The organism is Photobacterium arenosum, assembly GCF_014841115.1.
Taxonomy (GTDB): Bacteria; Pseudomonadota; Gammaproteobacteria; order Enterobacterales; family Vibrionaceae; genus Photobacterium; species Photobacterium arenosum.
Genome location: NZ_JACYTP010000001.1, coordinates 487,321 through 507,806 on the forward strand (window position 1 = coordinate 487,321; position 20,486 = coordinate 507,806).

Genomic DNA, 20,486 nt, shown 5'->3' on the forward strand with positions numbered 1-20,486 from the left:
ACACTCCAATTTGAGACCCGAGATAAAAGCCATCTTAAAATCTGACCTTGTTTTGCGGAAGACGCATCATTTACACTCATTGAATGCATAGAACGCTATAGGTAGACAAATGAAAGCGATCGACTTGAATCTGATTCCGGCCCTGAATGTCCTGTTAGAGGAACGCAACGTTGCCCGCGCAGCAAAACGGATGAATTTAAGTCAGTCTGCAATGAGCAGAACGCTGGCACGATTGCGCATCACCATGGACGATCCGGTGTTAGTCCGGGCCGGACGTCATCTGGTCCCTTCTCCCAGAGCGCTGGAAATTCAGGCGCAGGTCAGCCAGCTGACCATGGATGTCAGAGCCATTCTGACCCCTGCTGTGCCCGTCAACATTGCCAGTCTGGCGCGAACGTTTACGCTGTTCGCCAGCGATGGATTTGTGGAAAGTCTGGGTGGGGCGCTGGTGAAACGCATGACAGAAGAAGCACCACGGAGCCGTGTTCGTTTCATCAGCCAGTCTTCACCACAAGGCGCGGGGCTGCGGGATGGCAGCATAGATATTGAAATCGGAAAACTAAGGGAAACCACCCATCCGGAACTCAGAGTACGACGATTATTTGAAGATCACTTCATCGGTGTGGTGGCCGCACAACACCCCCTCAGCCAGCGTCAGGTAACCGCTGAGCAATACTTCAGCGCCGACCATATTGGCGTGACCAGAATGGACGCAGACAAAAGCCACCTCGAAACCCTGTTGAACGAATCCGGACAACGGCTCAACATCCGTGCCTCCGTCAGCAGTTACACCAGTGCCGTCACGTTAGCCAGCGCCACCGCCTTAGTTGCCACTGTCCCCGCCAAGCACACACAAAGCTTCCGGCAGGGGATGCATTGTTTTCAACTGCCATTCACCGTGCCGCCGATTCCAATATCCATGCTCTGGCACCCCAGAATGAATGCCGATCAGGCCCACGGCTGGCTGAGAAAAACAATCGTCGACATCAGTCATGAGCTCTGAATCTGAGCACCATCACCACGCCGCCCAAACCTCATTCAGATCAAAGCGGTATTTATACGCCATCACCACATTGTGGCCCTGAAAATCGTAATCTTTTTTCGCTGAGTATCGGGCTGAAGTGGCGTAGGGAGATTTTTATTTACACTTGTTCAGCTGAGAGATCCTAAGAGCAATTTGATACCTGAGCCGCGGCTCTATGGGTATTTTCGCCTATGCAACACTCACAGCTTGGCGTTATTTACAAGATCAGGAACGATTAAAAATAATTTACTCTTTGTTAGCATAAAGTATCACCTATCTAAATATTCATATTATCAACTAAGGAGATCGCTTTAGGGACAGCGCATTCACTGGTAAGCGGATCGTGCGTGCCATCTATTCGAACGAATTTCAAATCTGTAATACCAATATATTGAAACGCATATTTTATATAAGGTGTAAACTGATCATGGCTGACAAGCGGTCCATATGAAAAGATGCTTCCGCTTGCCACTACGATATATACCGTTTTATTTGGAACCAACCCCACCTTACTGCCCGCTGCGTCTGTAAACTTGAAGGTCCGCCCTGCCCGAGTGATATGATCAAACCAAGCTTTCAATACTGATGGCAATCCCAAATTCCAGATCGGTGACGATATGACTATCAAATCACTTTCGAACAAGTTATCAATCATTCGATCCGAAAGTTCTACGGCTTTTGTTTGTCTCTCTTTCCGTTCATCTGGTTTTGTTAAGAATGCTTCAACTGTACAAGCATCCAGATGCGGCAAAGGTTCTTGAGACAGGTCAATAATTTTTTCATCTATACCTGGGTATTTCTTTTTCAGCCTGTCGACGAGATAGTCGGAAACTTTTCTCGACGCCGAACCGTCAATATTTGGGCTTACTTTAATGTGTAGTAAATTCATGTACTTATCCTTTGCAATTCAGAACTCAACTGTAGTTGTTGTTCACACATACTTTTGTGCTGACTGCACTTTATTCGGATAACAAGATAAGCTATTCATGAAGGTAATTATTGAATATTTCCGACATCCACCGATTCGGATGTTTAGGGTATGGGGCACATCAATCGACGCTGTAGACTAAATCAGCGTATACTTTTCTTACGGCCAGCTCACTGCTCCTAGAACATGACTCAAGACTACATCAGTGAAAAAAGAGAGCGACACAAGCGGTTCTCTTTTCACTACATAACCGGAACGAAAAGCCGTCTCCGTATCTGGCCTTGGTAAATTTTTACAACGCCAAATGCAACAGCGGATAAGGCTTGCCCTGCCCGTCCACTGATGAACGCCCCGTTATTGAAAAACCCATATGCAGGTAAAAACCCAGTGCCTGCTTATTTTGTTCATTCACGTCAACCTTCGAAGCTCCCTGCACTTTGATTGCATGGGCCACTAACAAAGCACCAATGCCTTTTCCGCGTACATCAGGTGAGATGAACAACATTTCAATATTGCCATCATACACACCGCAGAACCCCAGTATTTCACCCTTGCCATTTCTAGCGCACTTTAAATCAACAGCATCAAAGTATTGATCCAGAATTAACGGTTTTAACTCCTGCAGATCTTCCTCCAACAAAAAATCATGGGTTGCTCTCACTGACGCCTCCCAGATGTCTATCAAACTAAGGTGATCTGCTTTTTCTACGATCTCTATTTTCATCATTAAACCCAGTTACACATTTCACGCTAAAATAAGCGACATCTGATCCCACAGGGCCGAAAAACCAATCAATCAATCAACCAACCAATCATCAATAGCAGGAGCTTTAACTTAGCCCCACCAAAACCGATAAAAAACCGATAGCTTCAATCGTAAATCCACCAGAGAACGCACTACTGGATGTCTGGATTTTTCATTCTCGGAATGTCGCACTCTGTTAGATTAATTCTGCTTCTTACCTGTCAGGCACTCCGCTACGTTGAGCTCATAGGTTGTGAACCTATCGCCTATCATTTCCGTTGGGAACACGCTTTGGGATATTTTACGTAAGAACTCATATTCAGGGCGAGTGTGCAATAAGTGGATATAAACGACTTCATGGCCAAAATCATGAGCCCATGAGATTAGCGATCTAAAAACCATTTTCCCTATGCCCCAACTGCGGTCATCAACGACTATAGCTATCTCATGCCCAAGCTCTGATAATTGAATTCCACACCAACCGACTAGCTCGTCATCGACGATGATGGCTCTTACTATACAACCTTCAAGATCATCAATTTCGATCTTGTCGCAAATCCACTTTTCTGCAAGATCGGAATCAAACTCATCATGGGTAATGAGGTGCTTTCTGGTACTCGCTTTATTGAGTATGGGAATGAACTTGTCTGATTCTATTTCATCAAGAGACACGTACTGAAGATTACTCATTAGTCACCATTTCGCCTAAAGAATGACACCACCGTCTCATCTGCTTTGCCACACACTCGTAAAGCCAGATAAAAGCAGTCGGCTGCGCGACACTTATCATTATCTGTTAACCGCTTATGTCAACGATAACCCACCATCTACGACCAGCGTATGCCCCACAATGTAGCTGGCTTTCTCAGATAATAAAAATTCGATAGCATTGACGATTTCGTCAGTATTGGCAAAACGCTGAATCGGCACAACGTTGGACACATCTGCCCGGATATTGGGAGCATCAATCTGCCGCTCCTCCCAACGAGGCGTCCATGTTACACCGGGAGCAACGGCATTAATACGAATGCCTGAGCTTATATTTTCCAAAGCCAATGAACGAGTTAGCCCTTCAAGTGCGTGTTTGGCTGCACTGTACATTGAAGCATTCGGCGTTGGTCTCAATCCATTTACTGAGCTGACATTGACAATAGAAGCTCCCGTATTCATCAGACTGATTTCGTGCTTTAAACACAAAGCCTGCGACCAGAAATCTACCGACAGCGTTTCTCTTAACAATGAGGTATCAACTTCATGGAAATTTCCTCTTGAGGAAAGAGCGGGTGATGCATTATTCACCGCAACATCCAATACGCCGTACTCAGCACTGATATGACGGAACAAATTTTCAAGATCGGACTCAACGGATATATCTGATTGTTGATGATCAACAACGCTCAACTCAGGAAATATTTCGAGTACAGTTGCCCAGGTTTCTTGTGAACGAGAACATGTAATCACCTTATACTCTGACTCGACCAGTCGCCTGACGGTCTGAAGCCCAATTCCCTTTGTACCTCCTGTTACTAAAGCAATTTTCATTTTTGAATTCCTTTTCATATATTTCGATTAACGGCTAACACCTTATCAGGCGTTGCTACACACTCGTAAAGCCAGCTGAAAACAGTCAACTGCGCGACTCTAATCTTTAACTGTTACGAGATAACGGTCGACTGCGCTGAAATGAGCTGCCACTTGTTGTTTTGCTTTAGCCAAACGCGAGAGAAAGCAAAAACACCATTGGCCTTAGCACCATCATATTTCCCTTTAATGTCTGCGTTTACATGAACCAAAGCGATATTTCCTTGTGGTACTACCTGAAAATCACGTAATTCGATTGATTCAATGCTTAACAAACCAGAACGGTGCAAGGCGATATCATCTTGCTTTGATACCCGTTGGCCAAAGTGATTAATGAATATCAGGGCATCTGATAGCAAATCGGTTAATGCAACAGTATCTGAGCTGAGCATTGAAGCCTTTAGTTTTTCCTCAACAGCAAAAATTTCCTGAACTATGTCACTTTCCATACGAACTACGTCCTATTCATTTCTTTGTATCACACAGCCAGCACGCGTGGCTTTGTAGTGAAGACGATGATGCGCCGAGCCTGTTAATTCGAACTCATTCGGCATATCTACCCGTCCCTTAATCAAGTTCCAGAATGCATAAGCTTTAGCTGTAAGTGTGTATTGAGCAACATGCCGGTTCACGCCGCTGCCAGACTGATCATGTCCGCACACCATGTGCACATAATAGAATATTTTCAGTGAGTAATTCACTGAAACAGACAATCTCTGTCTCGTTAATACCAGACTATTGAATATTAATTAAAGTAATCCCCCAAATCAGGGAAAAATTCAGGACGAATTTTAGGTTGTCGGCGCCGGGAGCGCCTACAACCGACCCGGACAACACCAGAGAACCCAAAGGCATTTCTGGATACATTTGTGCCGGCAAAGAGTATCTGGCGCGCATCCGAAAATGGTGAGACTCTCTCCAAAACAAAGCGCGACATACCAACGCGATTCAATATTTGCACTCTTTCAACTGGCTGGCTGCCGACAGAAAAGGCAGTGAATAGAATAAGAAAGAAAACACGAAACATCGGCGTATTGGATCAGCCAGAATATGACAACACAATCACCTTACCAGACATTAATTACCGCTCTTGTTACCTCCCATACCGCTCTGAAGATCAACCATCGACTGCTGACTCACCTTAATCAGGCCATTTTGAGGCCGGTTGAGATCAACCACCAGCGTGACGAGGACCGCGAAAGCAAGCAGTAACGGGATCACCGCAATCAACCGTCGCTTACCGGAGTAACCCACTTGCGTGCCCAGCGCAATCATCGCAAGCGCTGTAATGGCCGCCAGCGCTACCCAGATACTGGCAGGAATCCGGCTTCGCAATGCCCCTGTTACTCTTTTTTCATGCATATCGATCAGATCATTGGTCGCCTGAACCATCAGCGAACTCAATGGGCTTGGATTTGCAATGGCAGCAGTTGAAACTGCATCCCAAAGCTGGCGATGGATTGCGAGTGATTCTCTCAATGCTTCATTGATATCACTTCCGCTGGCCGCTGCGAGTCGAATCTCGACATAAGATTTGAGCAAATCTTTCACAATACTTTCAGATGACTCATCCAACAGATCAGCCCGAAGATAGGCAGTGCCGATCACATTGGCTTCCTCAAGCACATTGTTGCGTCGAATTTCGTGCTGAGAGGAGGCAATGGAAAACGTAAACGCGAGCACGAACGCCAGCATCCCAAGCAGCCCTCCAACCATAGACCCAAGCGGACCGGGAACTTCCTTATCTTTCCGGGCAAAAGCATGACGGCCAAACTGAAAGCCAATTTCGCAGAACAGCAACATCAGCAAAGCAATGCCGACAAAGATCAGAGTGATCGGCAGGGATTCAAACAGCTCGCCATTCATGGGCCACTCCTGACGCGGGTGCGACTGAATACCGCAGCCGGGGCAACTGAATTTGCCACCGGCTGTTCTATCATCATTATTGATTAAGCATATGTCGCAAATTCCAAAGGTAGCAAAAGGATTTCACCCGGGGTGACCGGCACACAAACACACTGACCGACCGTCCATTTTTGCTTCACTCAGCAGACAGGATTGACCCAAAGCCTAAGAAACCCACACAGTTTCCTTCAATTCACGGCCTGCCATACAGTATGATGACCAGTAACTTAGTTATGCGGTAAGACGGATTCTCAATGACTATCAGCAAACCTATTCCGACCAATATCATCACTGGCTTTCTGGGAGCCGGTAAAACCACAGCCATTTTATCGCTGCTGGCGCGTAAACCTGCCGATGAGAAATGGGCCATTTTGATCAATGAGTTTGGTAACGTAGGTGTCGATGGAGCCATGCTCGACCAGCAGGGTGCCATCGTCAAAGAAGTACCGGGCGGCTGTATGTGCTGTGTCGCCGGACTGCCGATGTCGGTGGGCATCAATGCCCTGCTGGCCCAAAAGCCGGATCGCCTGCTGCTGGAACCCACCGGTCTGGGCCATCCGAAAGAGATCATCAATAAACTGACCTCCGACAGCTATGCCAAATACATCGATCTGAAAGCGACGATCACTCTGGTTGATCCGCGTCAGTTTTCAGACAGCTTATATACCGATAACCAGAATTTTCAGGATCAGATTGCGCTGGCCGATGTGCTGGTTGCTAACAAAATCGATGCCTGTAGCGATTACGATCTGCTGATGTTTGAGCAGTACGCCAGCGAGTGCGAACCAGCCAAACAGATGATCACTCAGGTTGAGCAAGGGCAACTTGATCTGTCTCTGCTGGAACAGCCTCGCATTGCACGTCAGGCTGCACACAGTCATCACCATCATCATGACGATGCGGCCGCGCCCCTGCCGGGCTTAGAGCTGGCCCCCGGTGAAACCTTCATCCGTAAAGAAAACCATGGTCAGGGCTATCACAGTTGCGGCTGGTTCTTTGCGACTGACCTGCACTTTGATTTTTCCCAGCTGTTTACCCTGTTTACTAACCTGAATGCCCAGCGCGTGAAAGCCGTGGTTAACACCGAACGCGGATGTTTTGCTTTTAATGTGGTCAATCGGGTAGTCTCGGTGAATGAACTCACTCTGGAAGGGTTTGAGTCCCGCATTGAAGTCATTGATAAGGACATACTGCCTTGGGATGAATTAGAAGAGATTCTTGTCTCTTTGACAAAAAAAGCCTGATACCGACTATTATTCATCAATGCTTTGGGATCAACTTGCCACCTGAATTTACGCAAGGAGCAATTATGCTAAACCCATCAACGGCGAAAGCCGTCATCGACCATGCGCTGTTTCTCGGCGCAGACTTTGCCGAACTTTTCGTCGAGCACCACCAGTCGGGCTCTGTCGAGTTCAATGCTGGTGATGTCGATAAAATCAACGGCGGTATCGATTTTGGCATCGGTATCCGACTCTTCTTTGGTCACAAAGTGCTGTACGGTTACACCAACAGCACTGAAGAAGAAGAACTGAAACGCGTCACCAGCCTGCTGGCTGCCAAAGATAACCGCGATCAAATCATGCAGGCATCCGCACTGAATTTCAGCCGGCTGACAGACAGACATCCAGTGCGCCAGCCTTTGTCGCAGGACGCCAATCTGGAAGCCAAAATCGCCTTCCTGCGTGCCACCGACAAAGCGGCCCGTGCAGAAAACGACAAAATTGCCCAGTTCATCGGCCGTATTCTGCAGCGTCAGCAGCAGGTAGAAATTTTTAACTCCAATGGCCTGCACACCGGTGATACCCGCCATTACACCCGCATTGCTGCTACCGCTGTTGCGCAAGATGGTAGCGAGCAGTCTACGGGTTTTGAAGCACCGGGGGCACTGACCGGCTGGGAATTTAACTCCCGCATCGATCCCACATCTCTGGGCCAGCAAGTAGCAAAACAGGCGATGATCAAGTTGACGGCAGATAACTGCCCGTCTGGTGAAATGCCGGTGATCATAGGTAATGGCTTTGGTGGCGTGATTTTCCATGAAGCCTGCGGACACCTGCTTGAAACCACCTCGGTAGCCAAAAAAGCCTCGGTTTTCCATGACCAGATGGGCGAAATGATTGCTAACCCTGTGGTCAGCGCCGTGGATGACGGCACCATGGAAAATGAATGGGGTTCCATCAACATTGATGACGAAGGCATGGCAACCCAGCGTACTCAGTTGATCAAAGACGGTAAGCTCACCAGCTTTATGGTCGACCAGATGGGCGCCAAGAAAACCGGTTTTGCGCCAACGGGTTCCGGCCGCCGTGAATCGTATAAGTTCGCGCCTACCTCCCGCATGCGTAACACCTTCATCGAGCCGGGCGACAGCAGTCTGGAGGCGATGATCGCCAGCGTCGAAAAAGGCATTTTCGCCAAGAAAATGGGCGGCGGTTCCGTTCAGCCTGGCACTGGGGAATTCAACTTCGCGGTGCAGGAAGCCTATTTGATCGAAGACGGCAAAATCACCCGTCCACTGAAATCAGCGACGCTGATCAGCACAGGGCCGAAAGTTCTGAAGGAAATCAGCATGGTCGGCCAGGATTTCGAACTGGCAGCCGGTATGTGTGGCTCGGTCAGCGGCTCAGTGCCGACGACAGTTGGTCAGCCAGCACTTAAAGTAGACAATATTCTGGTGGGAGGTAACTAATGGCGGATCAACAAACCCTGCAACACGCCATGGAACAGGTACTGGATCTGGCCACCTCTGCGGGTGCCGAAGCGGATGTCCTTGCCAGCAGCAGCCATAACCTGTCACTGAAAGCCAATAACGGCGAACTGGATGAATACAAAGTCACCTCCGGCCAGGTGATTGGCGTACGCGTTGTCAAAGACGACAAAGTCGCCACCAGCTACTCGGAATCCCTGCATCCGGACAGCCTGAAACTCATGGTTGAGCAAGCACTGCAAAGCGCGCAATTCACCAAAGCAGACTCCCACCAGCGGATCCAGGCAAAGAACAGCCGCTTAACCACTGACTCGCCTGAAATTTATCAGCAAGACGATGTGGATATCGAACAGAAAATCGCTCTATCGCTGGCGCTGGAAAAAGGCGTGATCGAAAAAGGAGCCAAAAGTGCGCCTTACAATGGTTTTGGTGAATCAGACAGCCTGAGTATGCTGGCCAATACCCATGGCGCATTCTGTCAGCATCAGGAGCGTTCCACTTTCTGTTACACCTATGCCCTGATTGATCAGGATGGCAAACAAGCCATGCATGGTGGCATGTCATCCGGACGTCGCTTTGCCGAGCTCGACCCTGACTATTGCATCAATCACGGTGTCGACACGGCGCTGGCACTGCTGGACGGCGGCCCTATAGCGACCGGCAAGTATGCGGTGATCTTTAATCTGAGTGAACTGAGCAGCCTGTTTGGCGCCTTTGGCATGTGTCTGTCCGGCCAGTCGGCCATGAAAGGCATTAACCCGTGGCGCGACACCCTGCATAAGCAGGTCGCCAGCTCACTGCTGACGGTCAGTGACATGGCCTATGTAAAGGGCGGCTCTGCCATCAAAGCCTTCGACAGCGAGGGATTTGCCACCCAGGACACGATTCTGATCGGTGAAGGCCAACTACAAAGCCTGCTGCATAACAGCCACACCGCCAGCTATTTCGACATTACCAACACAGCAAACGCTGCCCGTTCGGCCAAAGGTGGCCTGGGTGTTGCTTCGCGCCATCTGGTGATTGCCGAAGGCCAGAGCAATGACGCCGAAGTGACCGCAGGTGAATACCTGGAACTGGTTGAGCTGCAAGGCGTACACTCAGGCGCCGATGCCATCAGCGGCGACTTTTCTTTCGGTGCCAGTGGCTTTCTGTGCCGCGACGGCAAGCGCATCCAGCCTGTGCGCGGCATCACAGTTGCCGGTAACTTTTACCAGATGATCAAAGCCATCGACGCCGTCGGTAATCAGCTTGAAAATGACTACGAGCGCGATTTCTTCGCACCCAAAATTCGTTTCAGCGGATTGAGTATTGCGGGTAAATAATCAGACTGGTTAAACCGTAGGCTTATTAAAATGACCTCATCAAATGGATGAGGTCATTTTTTATGCTCAACCAGCTTTCCTGTTTCCTCAAAGCCAGTGCTTACCTGGCCCAGTTTTACCTGACCCAGAGTTTACCTGACATATAGCGGGGCTGCGCTTCAGACCATACGCGCCGCCATACTGACAGCTGCCAAAAACATAATGACCCCCGCCCCTTTAAACAGCCAGCTCTGTGCCTGAGAGCTGGCGAGAAAACGCCGGATTTTCAGCGCACCAACGATAAATACCGCGCCGACAAAGACAAGAACCAGTATGGTCAGCGGCACTAAAAGCAAACCCCAGGTTTGGAACGACACAGTATCCAGCGTGATAACCAGCGGCAGAATGGCCAGATAGAATGCGATAGTTTTCGGGTTACCCAGAGTAATCGTTAAGCCGGATAGCCAGGCTGCCGTCAATTCCCGCTTGTTTGTCTGTTTATCTATGTTGATGGCTTCCGGGTTGTGATTCCAGAATTGCCAGGATAACCACGCCAGATAGAGGGATGCACACCAACTGACTGCTGTGAACAAGCCGCCGTAACTATGGGCAACAACAGCAAGGCCAAACACGGCAAAGGACAGGTAAATTAAATCCCCCAGAATTAACCCGCTCAGCATGGTAAACCCGGTGACCGCACCGCCACGTACACTGTGCGCAACCAAGGCTGTCATGCCGGGGCCTGGAATCGCTGCCGCCAGCATAAGCGCTGACATGTATGCCAGGATTTGTGTTGTCTCTAACATGAAAATATCCTTTAAATCAATTGTCTTTGTGTTTATACAGCTTCTGGGATCTGCTGAACTCTGCTTAATAATCCTGCGTGACTCGCGACGCAATAAGCCGCCTCTCTGTCCGGTCATTCACACAGAGTGAAATAGTATGCATTTTATAATAAGAAATGTGTTACCTATATCGCTTAACATTCGGGCTTAAAAAGGTAGAGTCTTGCTTAATACACACATTTAGAGAAAGAAAATGGCAGACTGGATGCTGAATCGGACAGATATTAAAATTCTGACACTTTTGCAAGACGATGCGCGCATCACCAATCAGGCGCTGGCAGATAAAATCGGGCTGTCGCCTTCTCCCTGCTGGCGCAAAGTCCGTAAGCTGGAAGACGATGACATTATTCAGGGATACAGGGCTGTTCTGGACCGGAGGAAGATTGGCCTGGGTGTGATGGTATTCGTTCGGGTGGCAATTGACAGTCACAGCGAATCGGAAGCCAGAAAGTTTGAGGAAGAAGTAACCGCACTGGACGATGTCGTTGCCTGTTACAGCATAGGCGGCGATGCCGACTTTCTGATTCAGGTTGTTTCCCCCGATCTCGATTCCTACGCCGACTTCGCGATGTCAACCATACGGCGTTTACCTGGAATTAAAGAAATGCAGAGTATGTTTGTACTAAAAGAGATTAAGCCGTTTAGCGCATTTCCAATTAAAAATGTTCAAAACGCAACAGGATAGACGCTGTTACCAGTCGGCTTCCGCTTCTGTCCGCTGTTCTTCTTTCAATAGACGGGAACAACAGAGGATTTTTTGAAGTAAGCCGCAAAAATGCCGGAACAAAATAGAAACCAAGTTTCATATGATTCATTGTTCTCAGTGTTTCACGTTAATTGTTCTTTCTTTTTAAGAAAGTTACCAACAACGCTCTGATTATTTGTGATGAAATCAAAATAATCCACTACATTGAGGTGATTTATGGAAAGCTTACTCTCTCTTTTCTTTCGGGGCTATCTGATACTTGGCGCTGCTGCAACACTGTATGTCATCGTTTACTTTTTTCTGTCCGGTTTAACCCTCTTCGATCAGGGTAAAAAACGACCGATGCCATTACGCTATCAGTGCAGCTACATCTTTATTATGTGCCTGATGATGCCGGTGTTTTATCTGATCTTTATTGAAGAGATTTTGTCACTGCCGAGACACTATCAGGCACAGAAACAAAAAACAGCTAAATCGTACCTGTAATCAGGCTGATGATGCCATCCTGCCTGATTCCTCTGAGCGCAATACAATGGTCAGTTTACGACTCGAAGTACACTTTTTCGTACCACCAGCGTCGGTTCCAGCCGCACTACTTGCGGCTCGGTAATTTCTTTATTGATCCGCTTGAGCAAGGTCTCAACAGCCGCCTGACCTAAGCGGTATTTCGGTTGATGAATAGTGGTCAGTGATGGCGTCATAAATTTTGCGATATGTATGTCATCGTACCCGATGAGCGAGAGATCCTCCGGGATACGAATTCCTTTTTCATGGGCGGCATTAATGACCCCCATCGCCATCATATCGTTAGACGCAAAAATAGCGCTGGGCAATGAACCGCTGGCAACAATCTTGTTGAAAGCAGAGTAACCGCCTTCACATTCAAAATCTGACTCCACAATCCAATCGCGCTGAACCGCCAGCCCGGCTTCATTCAGTGCATGCTTAAAACCCTCATAGCGGAACTGTGCCTGATGTTTCATCAATGGCCCGGTAATACAGCCGATCTCACGGTGTCCGCAATCAATCAGATAGCGGGCGGCCAGATAACCGCCCTGGTAAGAGTTGTCCTGAATTTTATCACTGGTAAAGGACATTGGCCCCCAGTCCATCACCACCACAGGAATATCAGGATAGCGTTCAAAAACGTCTATCTGCTCACCTTCCAGTGTCGAACACATTAACAGAAGTCCATCGACCCGCTTTTGCAGCAGCGTATCTATAGAAGCCTTCATGCGCTCACTGTCTCCTTCTGTGTTACACAAAATCAGGTTATAGCCTTTCTGATAACAGCTGCGTTCCACCCCTTTGACCACTTCGCCGAAGAATGGATTGGTGGAGGTCGTCACCAGCATGCCGATAGTTTGGGTGCGATTAACTTTGAGACTGCGGGCCAGCGCAGAAGGTGCATAGTTAAGTTCTTTAGCAGCCCGGTTCACGCGCTCTGCGATTTCGTCGCTGACAAAACGGGATTTGTTGATCACATGGCTCACAGTTGAAGTCGACACGCCTGCCAGTCTTGCAATATCTTTCATTGTGGCCATGTATTTTTCCTGTGTGATTAATCAATGACGGCGAAGCGCTCTGCCAGAAAAGCATCTACCTCTGCACGCGTCGGAATTGACGTCTGGGCACCAAAGCGGGTGACTGAAATGGCAGCAGCAGCGTGTGCAAAGCGAATAGCTGATTCTAAAGACATGTTTTCCAATAAACCAGTCACCAAGGCACCGTTAAAGGTATCTCCGGCCGCCGTTGTATCCACAGCATCCACCCTGTACCCCGGAATGAGCTGACCACGGCCTTTCTGGCTCAGCCAGACTCCCTTAGCACCCAGAGTTATCAGCACAATGTCGATGCCTTTAAGATGCAGCTCGTCCGCCGCAAGCTGAGCAGTCTGATCATCCGTGACTGGGATACCAGTCAATACTTCTGCTTCTGTCTCATTCGGGGTGATCACATCGATACAGGACAACAAACTGTCTGACAATATTCGTGCAGGTGCGGGATTTAAAATGACATTGGTTTGATGGGCCTTTGCTTCACGCGCTGCCCGTTCAATGCCCTCAAGCGGTGTTTCCAGTTGCATCAGCACAAACCGCGCTTCACGAATCCGCACCATATCTGGTTCAATCAGATCAGCCGTCAGGCATTCATTGGCTTCAGGTGACAGACAGATCGTATTTTCACCACTGGCGGATACCTGAATCATGGCAATGCCGGTCGGACAATTCGGTTGTATTTTTACCCCGGCGACATTGATGCCGTCATGCTCAAAGCTTTGCCGGATAGCAATGCCAAAGGCATCATCGCCAACGCAAGCAATGAAGCCAGTATCCGCATTCAGCCGCGCCGCCGCAACCGCCTGGTTTGCCCCCTTCCCACCGGGAATGACCTGATAATCACGGCCATGTAACGTCTCACCCGGACGCGGAAAATCGGGCACCCGCAATACATGGTCAGCATTGACACTGCCTAAAACCACTAGTTTATTCATAGAATTATCCTTGGCCGCTCATAAACCCACTAGAACTCTTACTTTGTTCCTCCCCTTTTCAAGAGGAACATCAAAACTGCTTTTTAGTCCCTCCCCCTTTTCAAAGAGAAGGCTAGGAGGGGTTACTCGGGCACAAAATTCAAACCTGTGCACATTTCACGAACCCCACCCTAACCCTCCCCTTGCCAAGAGGAGGGAATATTCACTGCTGCAACACGCTCATGACCATCCCTCCGCGCTTCATAAAGGGAGGAAAACACGTTATTGCTTCACGACCACTTTCAGCGGCACCGGAATGTATTGCTCAACCGACTCGCCTTTCAGCACTTTCACCGCCGTTTCCACCCCCAGTGCGCCAATTTGATCCGGCTGCTGGGCGATGGTAGCCGCCAGCTTGCCGCGGTTCACCGCCGCAATGCCGTCGTCTGTACCGTCAAAACCGACAATCATCACTTGCTTGCCGGACGCCTGCACGGCGCGCAGCGCACCCAGCGCCATTTCATCGTTCTGCGCAAACACAGCCTGCACATCCGGGTTCGCTGCCAGCAGATTTTCCATTACGTTCAGACCTTTGGTCCGGTCGAAATCCGCAGGCTGGCTGGCCAGCAAATCCATCTGGCTGCTTTTCACCGCTTTCATGAAACCTTCACCCCGCTCGCGGGCTGCAGACGTACCGGCAATCCCTTCCAGCTGAATGACTTTGGCCTGCTCACCCACTTTCTCCATGATGTATTTGCCTGCCATTTCACCACCGGCTACGTTGTCCGAAGCAATATGACTGACCACCTCACCCCGGCTGGCACCGCGATCCAGCGTCAGGACAGGGATCTTGGAACGGTTTGCCATACGAATCGCATTCGATACGGCATCAGAATCTGTCGGGTTGATCAGAATGGCTTTCACACCGCGAATAGTCAGATCTTCCACATTCGACAGCTCTTTACTCGGATCATTTTGCGAGTCCAGCACAATCAGGTCGTAACCCAGAGCTTTTGCCTTGGCTTCCGCGCCGTCTTTCATGGTCACAAAGAAGGGGTTATTCAAGGTCGAGACCACAATCGCCAGCGTGTCCTGTGCCTGTGCAGACACAGAAACGGTGGATGTCAGAAGTGCTGCAGAGATTAACGTTACCAGTTTTTTCATCATGATTATCCTTCGTGTAGGGGGAGCCGGTACACGTCATCCGACTCTCTTGTTGTCCGTAAATCCTCTGGATTTACTTGTTTTTATTGTCCACCAGCACAGCCAGCAAAATCACAACTGCTTTGGCAATCATCTGGTAGTAAGAAGACACATCGAGCAGGTTCAGGGCGTTGTTCAAAAAGCCGATGATCAACGCACCAATCAGGGTGCCCATAATCCGGCCCTTACCGCCCATCAGGCTGGTGCCGCCCAGCACTACAGCCGCAATGGCGTCGAGTTCGTATCCCATGCCTGCCGTCGGCTGTGCTGACGACAAGCGGGAAGTCACGATAATGCCCGCCAGTGCCGCCAGCAGACCACAAATCGCGTATACGCCGATTTTCACCCGGTCCACATTAATACCGGACAGACGCGTGGCCGATTCATTACCCCCCAGCGCATAAACATAACGGCCGAAACGGGTGTGATTGAGCAGGTACCAGACGGCAGCAAAAACCACCACCATCAGCCACACCGGCACTGGGATGCCCAGCACATAGCCAGTGCCGAACCAAGCAAATGCATCCGCGGTGTCCGTAAAGCCGGTCGAAACCGGACGGCCATCGGTATACACCATGGTGACACCGCGCAGCAGCGTCATGGTCACCAGCGTGGCAATAAACGCCTGCACTTTGCCTTTAGCAATAATGATACCGCTGATAGCCCCGAGCGCCGCACCGGCCAATAAAGCAGTAGGTACCGCAATCAATACCGGCACTTCAATAGCGATCAAGCTGGCTGCAAAGGCACCACAAAGCGCGAGGACTGAACCGACGCTCAAGTCGATCCCCGCCGTCAGAATCACCAGGGTCATACCCACAGCGATAATGGCGTTCACCGAGGTCTGGCGCAGAATGTTGAGAATATTATCTGCGGTGAAAAAGTTCGGATTCAGAAAGGACACCACAGCAATCAGTAACAGCAGGGCAATCAGCGATTTCTGCTCAATCAGCCAGGCTTTACTGAACCACTTTTTCTCGCGGGCTTCGGTGGGTTGACTCAAGGTTTTGGTACTCATGCTGCTTCCCCGTTGATAGATTTGCCGACAGCACAGGCCAGCAGTTTTTCCTGATCGGCATCTTTAGCATCAAATTCGCCGCTGATCCGGCCTTCGTGCATCACCAGAATCCGGTCACTCATTCCCAGCACTTCCGGCATTTCGGAAGACACCAGAATGATGCTCATGCCTTCAGCTTTGAACTGATTGATCAGCTGATAGATTTCTTTTTTAGCGCCAACATCGACGCCCCGTGTCGGCTCATCCAGGATCAAAACTTTTGGCCGGGTCATCAGGCCTTTGGCTATTGCCACTTTCTGCTGATTCCCACCCGACAGGTTACCGATGATCTGATCCCGGCCCGGCGTTTTAATGTTGAACAAGCGGATAAAATCCTCCACAGCGATAGCTTCATCGCCATGCTGAATCTGAACGCCTTTACTCAGTTGTGCCAGCGCGCACAGGGACATGTTCTCCTTCACCGACAGGCCCAGAACCAGACCATCGCCTTTGCGATCTTCCGAGATGTAAGCGATGCCATTGGCCAGTCCGTCCTGTGGGCTGACAGGATTAATGGTTTTGCCGTTCAGGTTGATCACGCCCCGCTCGCTGGGCAAGGCACCGTAAATCACCTTCATCAGTTCGGTTCGGCCAGCCCCCATCAAACCAGAAATGCCCAGAATCTCACCGCGTTTGAGGGTAAAACTCACCTCATGTACGCCCGAGCCAGTCAGGCCGATCACTTCAAGACAGGTTTCGCCATGCTTCACATCAATGCGCGGATACTGCTCTTCCAGTTTTCGGCCGACCATCATTTCAATCAGGCCGTTTTCGTTGGTGTCGGCTACCTGACATTCCCCGATGAATTTGCCGTCCCGCAGTACGGTGATGTCGTCGCAGATTTCGAAGATTTCTTTCAGGCGGTGCGAGATATACACAATGCCGCAGCCTTGCGCGCGCAGCTCACGGATCACCGCGAACAGAGAGGCGGTTTCGGTATCCGTCAGCGCGTCGGTCGGCTCATCCATAATGATGACTTTCGACTCGAATGACAGCGCCTTGGCAATCTCAACCATCTGCTGCTCACCCAGACTCAGATCACCCAGTAAGGTTTTCGAACTGTGTTTCACATTCAGCCGGGCCAGCAGCCGGTTTGCTTCAGCGTACATCCGGCCCCACTGAATCCGGCCCAGCGGACCCGTGAATTCACGGCCGAGAAAGATATTCTCGGCAATCGTCAGTTCAGGGATCAGGTTGAGTTCCTGATGGATAATACTGATGCCCGCCTGCTGGGAATCCCGTGGCCCTTTGAACGCTGCAGTCTGGCCCTGATAGTGAACGCTGCCCGCATCTTTGCTGTAGATACCGGTCAGCACTTTCATCAGGGTCGATTTCCCGGCACCGTTTTCTCCCATCAGCGCCATCACCCGTCCCGGATAGACATTCAGGCTGGCTTTATCCAGCGCCTTCACACCCGGAAAGGCTTTTTCAATCTCACTGAGTTGTAAAATGGCTTGCGTCATACGACGTCCTCAATGGTTACTGTGGTCAGAACACCACACCGGCCTGAAAAATCACGTTTGCATACGGGGTGCATTCACCCGTCCGGACCACAGCCCGGCTGTTATGCGTTCGCTGCTTGAACACTTCGTGAGGCAGATAAGTCACCGTAATGTCTCGGCCAATGCGCGCCTGTTCTTCCTGAAGCAATCCCAGCAGCGACGCATGAAGTGCCGGACTCACTTGCCTGAACTCTTCGGCCATCACCACACCTTCAATTTGCGACTCAGACAAGAAGGTTCGAACGGTTTCAATGAAACCGGGCACACCATGAGTGAGTGCCAGATCGATCCGCTGAACGGATGCCGGAACAGGTAGTCCTGCATCACAAATCGTCACTTCATCGGTATGTCCCAACGTCGCAACCAGATAGGACAGTTCCGCGTGCAGTAGAGTGCTTTTTTTCATTCTTCATCACCCTGGCTTGGCAAGCACTGGCTTAAAATCATCAAATAGCGATAAAAATCGCCTAACGTCGTCAAAAATTCGGTTTATCTATCTCAACACAGGCAATAATGCATTTTCGATATTCCGGCATTTTTATGGTTGGTAAAAAGCTATCGAAACGTTTCGATGAATTCTAATCAAGTTTGACTTCTTTGCAGCAGGCGAAAAGATGAACTGTGATTAGGATCGTCAGAATTATCAGTAAGAGACACTGAAAAGGTGATCTACATCGCGGTAGGATGGGGAATAAAGGATAAACAAAACAGCCAAAAGCAGAGACATCCGGTGCCTCTGTGCTTATAGACAACTGATATTATATGGTATCAACGAAGTATTCAGAGGACGGTACTGGCACTCTCTGGCTCGACGATTTTTTTATTGCTGCGGCTGAAACGCTTTTCAACCGATTGCAGTCTCGGGATCGAGCAGGTAATACACGGTAGCGGATGCGGAGCCCAGTTCAGGCTCAAGATAGTTCTGCACACTTTCAATCGAATCCGCCTCCCAGATACAGCGACAGCAGTGATCGTCTCTATCCAGTAATACCGTTTGTAAACGCATGCCCGCAGGGGGCTGCCCCAGTGCCGGGCCGGCTTTTTGCGAAAACGTGTCCAGATCCGTGATCCTGTGCTCTGTCGCAATAAACATAAAAGACTCCTTATTCGCCCTACTTCTGATTATAGAGGCTGAATAAGGCGTCTTTCGTTTCATTCAAAGTCATTGGTCAGATCAGGCGCTTGCCGGTAATTCCTTACGCGCTTCGATGGCTTCGATGGTGTCTCGGAGTTTAGGAGAGATTTTGGCTTTGCTGTTGTTTTTGAAATCAAACATCACAACCTGGGCTGTACCACGGGTCGTAATCGCCCCCATTTTCTTACTGAAAATTTCGTACTCCATAGTAAAACGGTCATCTTCAATTTTGCTGACGCGGGAGCCGACCAGCAAAGTATCAGGATAAGTAACAGGCAGGCGATAACGGGCGCTGGTGTCACTCAGTACCGGGCCGATACCGGTGTCTTTGATGTCGTCCATCAGCGCGGCTTCTTTGAAGTAATCCAGACGGGCGGTTTCAAAGTAACGAAAATAAACCACATTATTGACGTGATTCAGGGCGTCCATCTCCCCCCAGGCAACCGGAATTTCAGTAACCACAGGGTACTGTTGAAGAATTGCGTCCATGATGGCTCCTCAAAGGCAAAATACGTTGTGTTAGAGCATTTAATCTAACTGTTTTGCAACATTACCACAACATCGAACCACAGAAATGAGAAGTAGACAATAGTGCTTCACTGGCCTTATCGGTTGCCGCGATCGGCATGACCCCTCCCCTTGAAAAGAGGAAGGGATCGTACTGAGTGTGCTAAAGCAGCGAATATTCCCTCCCCTATACGAAGGAGAGCGAGAGGATCAGGCTGGAGCTGTTCAGAACGCCGTATTCACAATCAGAGAAAATCCATGCCGTAGAGAATGTCGCCACAATGCCGGCATCTGAACTTATACACCGCCGGGTTACCGCCTTTTTCATAGGTATCCAGGATGTCCTGCCATAAATTCGCTTTAAGCATGTGACGGCTCAAAAATGCCTTTAGTGCCTGTCCGCTTAATGCTTTGAGTTCATCATGCTCGGCAAAACCGTGGAATTCGCAGGCATCACCACAATGATCAAGCCAGACTTCCTGACGCCAGGACTGATAACCAGGCGTGCGCTGGCAAACCTCAGCAATCACTTCCCGCTTCAGGCCAGCGCCGTCCAGCGGAAAATCATCAGAATACGAGGCTTTGAATTCTCTGGCTGCCGAGCCATCAGCGATGCACCATGGGCACAGCCATTCAACATCCCGCTGGGAATAAATACTGCCGCTGTACAGATAGCCTCGCGCCTCGCCACAGCAATCGCACACTTTCATGCTTTTCACTACAGCACCAGTCGCCAGCGGATCGGGGTGATAGGTGAATTTCGGAAGAGTCACTATTTGTATTCCTTTGTCTTAACCGATGGTTTTGTAGCCATTCTTGTCATACACACCAAAGTGAAGAGCCACTCTGGCATCAATCTTATGC

22 protein-coding genes are annotated in these 20,486 nt (G+C 49.5%); 6 read left to right on the forward strand and 16 right to left on the reverse strand.

The features are described 5' to 3' along the window. Positions 1-109: 109 nt before the first annotated feature. Positions 110-1,003, forward strand: a complete 894-nt coding sequence (locus tag IFO68_RS02300) for a LysR family transcriptional regulator (RefSeq protein WP_192014266.1) — start codon at positions 110-112, stop codon at positions 1,001-1,003. 298 nt (positions 1,004-1,301) lie between these two features. On the opposite strand, the gene IFO68_RS02305 is transcribed toward IFO68_RS02300, so the two are convergent. The 6 genes from IFO68_RS02305 to IFO68_RS02330 all read right to left on the reverse strand — a co-directional run bounded on the left by IFO68_RS02305 (position 1,302) and on the right by IFO68_RS02330 (position 6,144). Further along, positions 1,302-1,913, reverse strand: a complete 612-nt coding sequence (locus IFO68_RS02305) for an FMN-dependent NADH-azoreductase (RefSeq protein ID WP_192014268.1) — start codon at positions 1,911-1,913, stop codon at positions 1,302-1,304. Positions 1,914-2,244: 331 nt separating this feature from the next. Next, the gene (locus IFO68_RS02310; RefSeq protein WP_192014549.1) at positions 2,245-2,676 is read right to left on the reverse strand and encodes an acetyltransferase; all 432 of its coding nucleotides are present in this window, start codon (positions 2,674-2,676) and stop codon (positions 2,245-2,247) included. 222 nt (positions 2,677-2,898) lie between these two features. Continuing rightward, positions 2,899-3,387: a GNAT family N-acetyltransferase gene (locus IFO68_RS02315; protein WP_192014270.1), complete on the reverse strand. Its 489-nt coding sequence runs from the start codon at positions 3,385-3,387 to the stop codon at positions 2,899-2,901. A 114-nt stretch (positions 3,388-3,501) separates the two neighbouring features. Next, entirely contained in the window at positions 3,502-4,239 is a 738-nt protein-coding gene (locus IFO68_RS02320) for an SDR family NAD(P)-dependent oxidoreductase (RefSeq protein WP_192014272.1), read from the reverse strand. A gap of 113 nt (positions 4,240-4,352) precedes the next feature. Further along, positions 4,353-4,727 (reverse strand): nuclear transport factor 2 family protein, encoded by a 375-nt coding sequence (locus IFO68_RS02325; RefSeq protein ID WP_192014274.1) that lies wholly within the window; start codon positions 4,725-4,727, stop codon positions 4,353-4,355. A 628-nt stretch (positions 4,728-5,355) separates the two neighbouring features. Next, positions 5,356-6,144, reverse strand: coding sequence for a bestrophin-like domain (locus IFO68_RS02330; RefSeq protein WP_192014276.1), 789 nt, complete (start codon positions 6,142-6,144; stop codon positions 5,356-5,358). Between the two features lie 293 nt (positions 6,145-6,437). On the opposite strand from IFO68_RS02330, the gene IFO68_RS02335 reads away from it, so the two are divergent. From IFO68_RS02335 to IFO68_RS02345, 3 genes are all read left to right on the forward strand, one after another. Further along, a complete protein-coding gene (locus tag IFO68_RS02335; protein WP_192014278.1) occupies positions 6,438-7,427 on the forward strand; it encodes a CobW family GTP-binding protein in 990 nt (329 codons plus the stop codon). Positions 7,428-7,492: 65 nt separating this feature from the next. Then, the gene (locus IFO68_RS02340) at positions 7,493-8,875 is read left to right on the forward strand and encodes a TldD/PmbA family protein (protein WP_192014280.1); all 1,383 of its coding nucleotides are present in this window, start codon (positions 7,493-7,495) and stop codon (positions 8,873-8,875) included. Beyond that, complete coding sequence (locus IFO68_RS02345) at positions 8,875-10,215, forward strand: TldD/PmbA family protein (protein ID WP_192014282.1); 1,341 nt, start codon at positions 8,875-8,877, stop codon at positions 10,213-10,215. Before IFO68_RS02340 ends, IFO68_RS02345 begins: the two co-directional genes overlap by 1 nt. Positions 10,216-10,373: 158 nt before the next feature. Here IFO68_RS02345 and IFO68_RS02350 read toward each other — a convergent pair whose 3' ends face one another. Then, positions 10,374-11,000: a LysE family translocator gene (locus tag IFO68_RS02350; protein ID WP_192014284.1), complete on the reverse strand. Its 627-nt coding sequence runs from the start codon at positions 10,998-11,000 to the stop codon at positions 10,374-10,376. A 232-nt stretch (positions 11,001-11,232) separates the two neighbouring features. On the opposite strand from IFO68_RS02350, the gene IFO68_RS02355 reads away from it, so the two are divergent. Further along, positions 11,233-11,724, forward strand: coding sequence for an Lrp/AsnC family transcriptional regulator (locus tag IFO68_RS02355; RefSeq protein ID WP_218386993.1), 492 nt, complete (start codon positions 11,233-11,235; stop codon positions 11,722-11,724). Between the two features lie 237 nt (positions 11,725-11,961). Further along, positions 11,962-12,231, forward strand: a complete 270-nt coding sequence (locus tag IFO68_RS02360) for a hypothetical protein (RefSeq protein WP_192014286.1) — start codon at positions 11,962-11,964, stop codon at positions 12,229-12,231. A gap of 50 nt (positions 12,232-12,281) precedes the next feature. Here the strand turns inward: IFO68_RS02360 and IFO68_RS02365 are convergent, their stop codons facing one another. The 9 genes from IFO68_RS02365 to IFO68_RS02405 form a co-directional block, all read right to left on the reverse strand. Then, positions 12,282-13,289, reverse strand: a complete 1,008-nt coding sequence (locus tag IFO68_RS02365; protein WP_192014288.1) for a substrate-binding domain-containing protein — start codon at positions 13,287-13,289, stop codon at positions 12,282-12,284. Between the two features lie 17 nt (positions 13,290-13,306). Next, complete coding sequence (rbsK, locus tag IFO68_RS02370) at positions 13,307-14,239, reverse strand: ribokinase (protein ID WP_192014289.1); 933 nt, start codon at positions 14,237-14,239, stop codon at positions 13,307-13,309. 261 nt (positions 14,240-14,500) lie between these two features. Further along, positions 14,501-15,382: a ribose ABC transporter substrate-binding protein RbsB gene (rbsB, locus tag IFO68_RS02375; RefSeq protein WP_192014551.1), complete on the reverse strand. Its 882-nt coding sequence runs from the start codon at positions 15,380-15,382 to the stop codon at positions 14,501-14,503. Positions 15,383-15,455: 73 nt separating this feature from the next. Continuing rightward, positions 15,456-16,439: a ribose ABC transporter permease gene (rbsC, locus tag IFO68_RS02380; RefSeq protein ID WP_192014290.1), complete on the reverse strand. Its 984-nt coding sequence runs from the start codon at positions 16,437-16,439 to the stop codon at positions 15,456-15,458. Beyond that, positions 16,436-17,941, reverse strand: a complete 1,506-nt coding sequence (gene rbsA, locus IFO68_RS02385) for a ribose ABC transporter ATP-binding protein RbsA (protein WP_192014292.1) — start codon at positions 17,939-17,941, stop codon at positions 16,436-16,438. The genes rbsC and rbsA overlap by 4 nt, the downstream gene beginning before the upstream one ends. A gap of 25 nt (positions 17,942-17,966) precedes the next feature. Continuing rightward, complete coding sequence (rbsD, locus tag IFO68_RS02390; RefSeq protein ID WP_192014294.1) at positions 17,967-18,386, reverse strand: D-ribose pyranase; 420 nt, start codon at positions 18,384-18,386, stop codon at positions 17,967-17,969. 438 nt (positions 18,387-18,824) lie between these two features. Continuing rightward, positions 18,825-19,073: a hypothetical protein gene (locus tag IFO68_RS02395; RefSeq protein ID WP_192014296.1), complete on the reverse strand. Its 249-nt coding sequence runs from the start codon at positions 19,071-19,073 to the stop codon at positions 18,825-18,827. A gap of 81 nt (positions 19,074-19,154) precedes the next feature. Next, a complete protein-coding gene (locus IFO68_RS02400; RefSeq protein WP_192014298.1) occupies positions 19,155-19,604 on the reverse strand; it encodes an acyl-CoA thioesterase in 450 nt (149 codons plus the stop codon). 263 nt (positions 19,605-19,867) lie between these two features. Then, positions 19,868-20,395 (reverse strand): CbrC family protein, encoded by a 528-nt coding sequence (locus IFO68_RS02405; RefSeq protein ID WP_192014300.1) that lies wholly within the window; start codon positions 20,393-20,395, stop codon positions 19,868-19,870. Positions 20,396-20,486 lie beyond the last annotated feature (91 nt).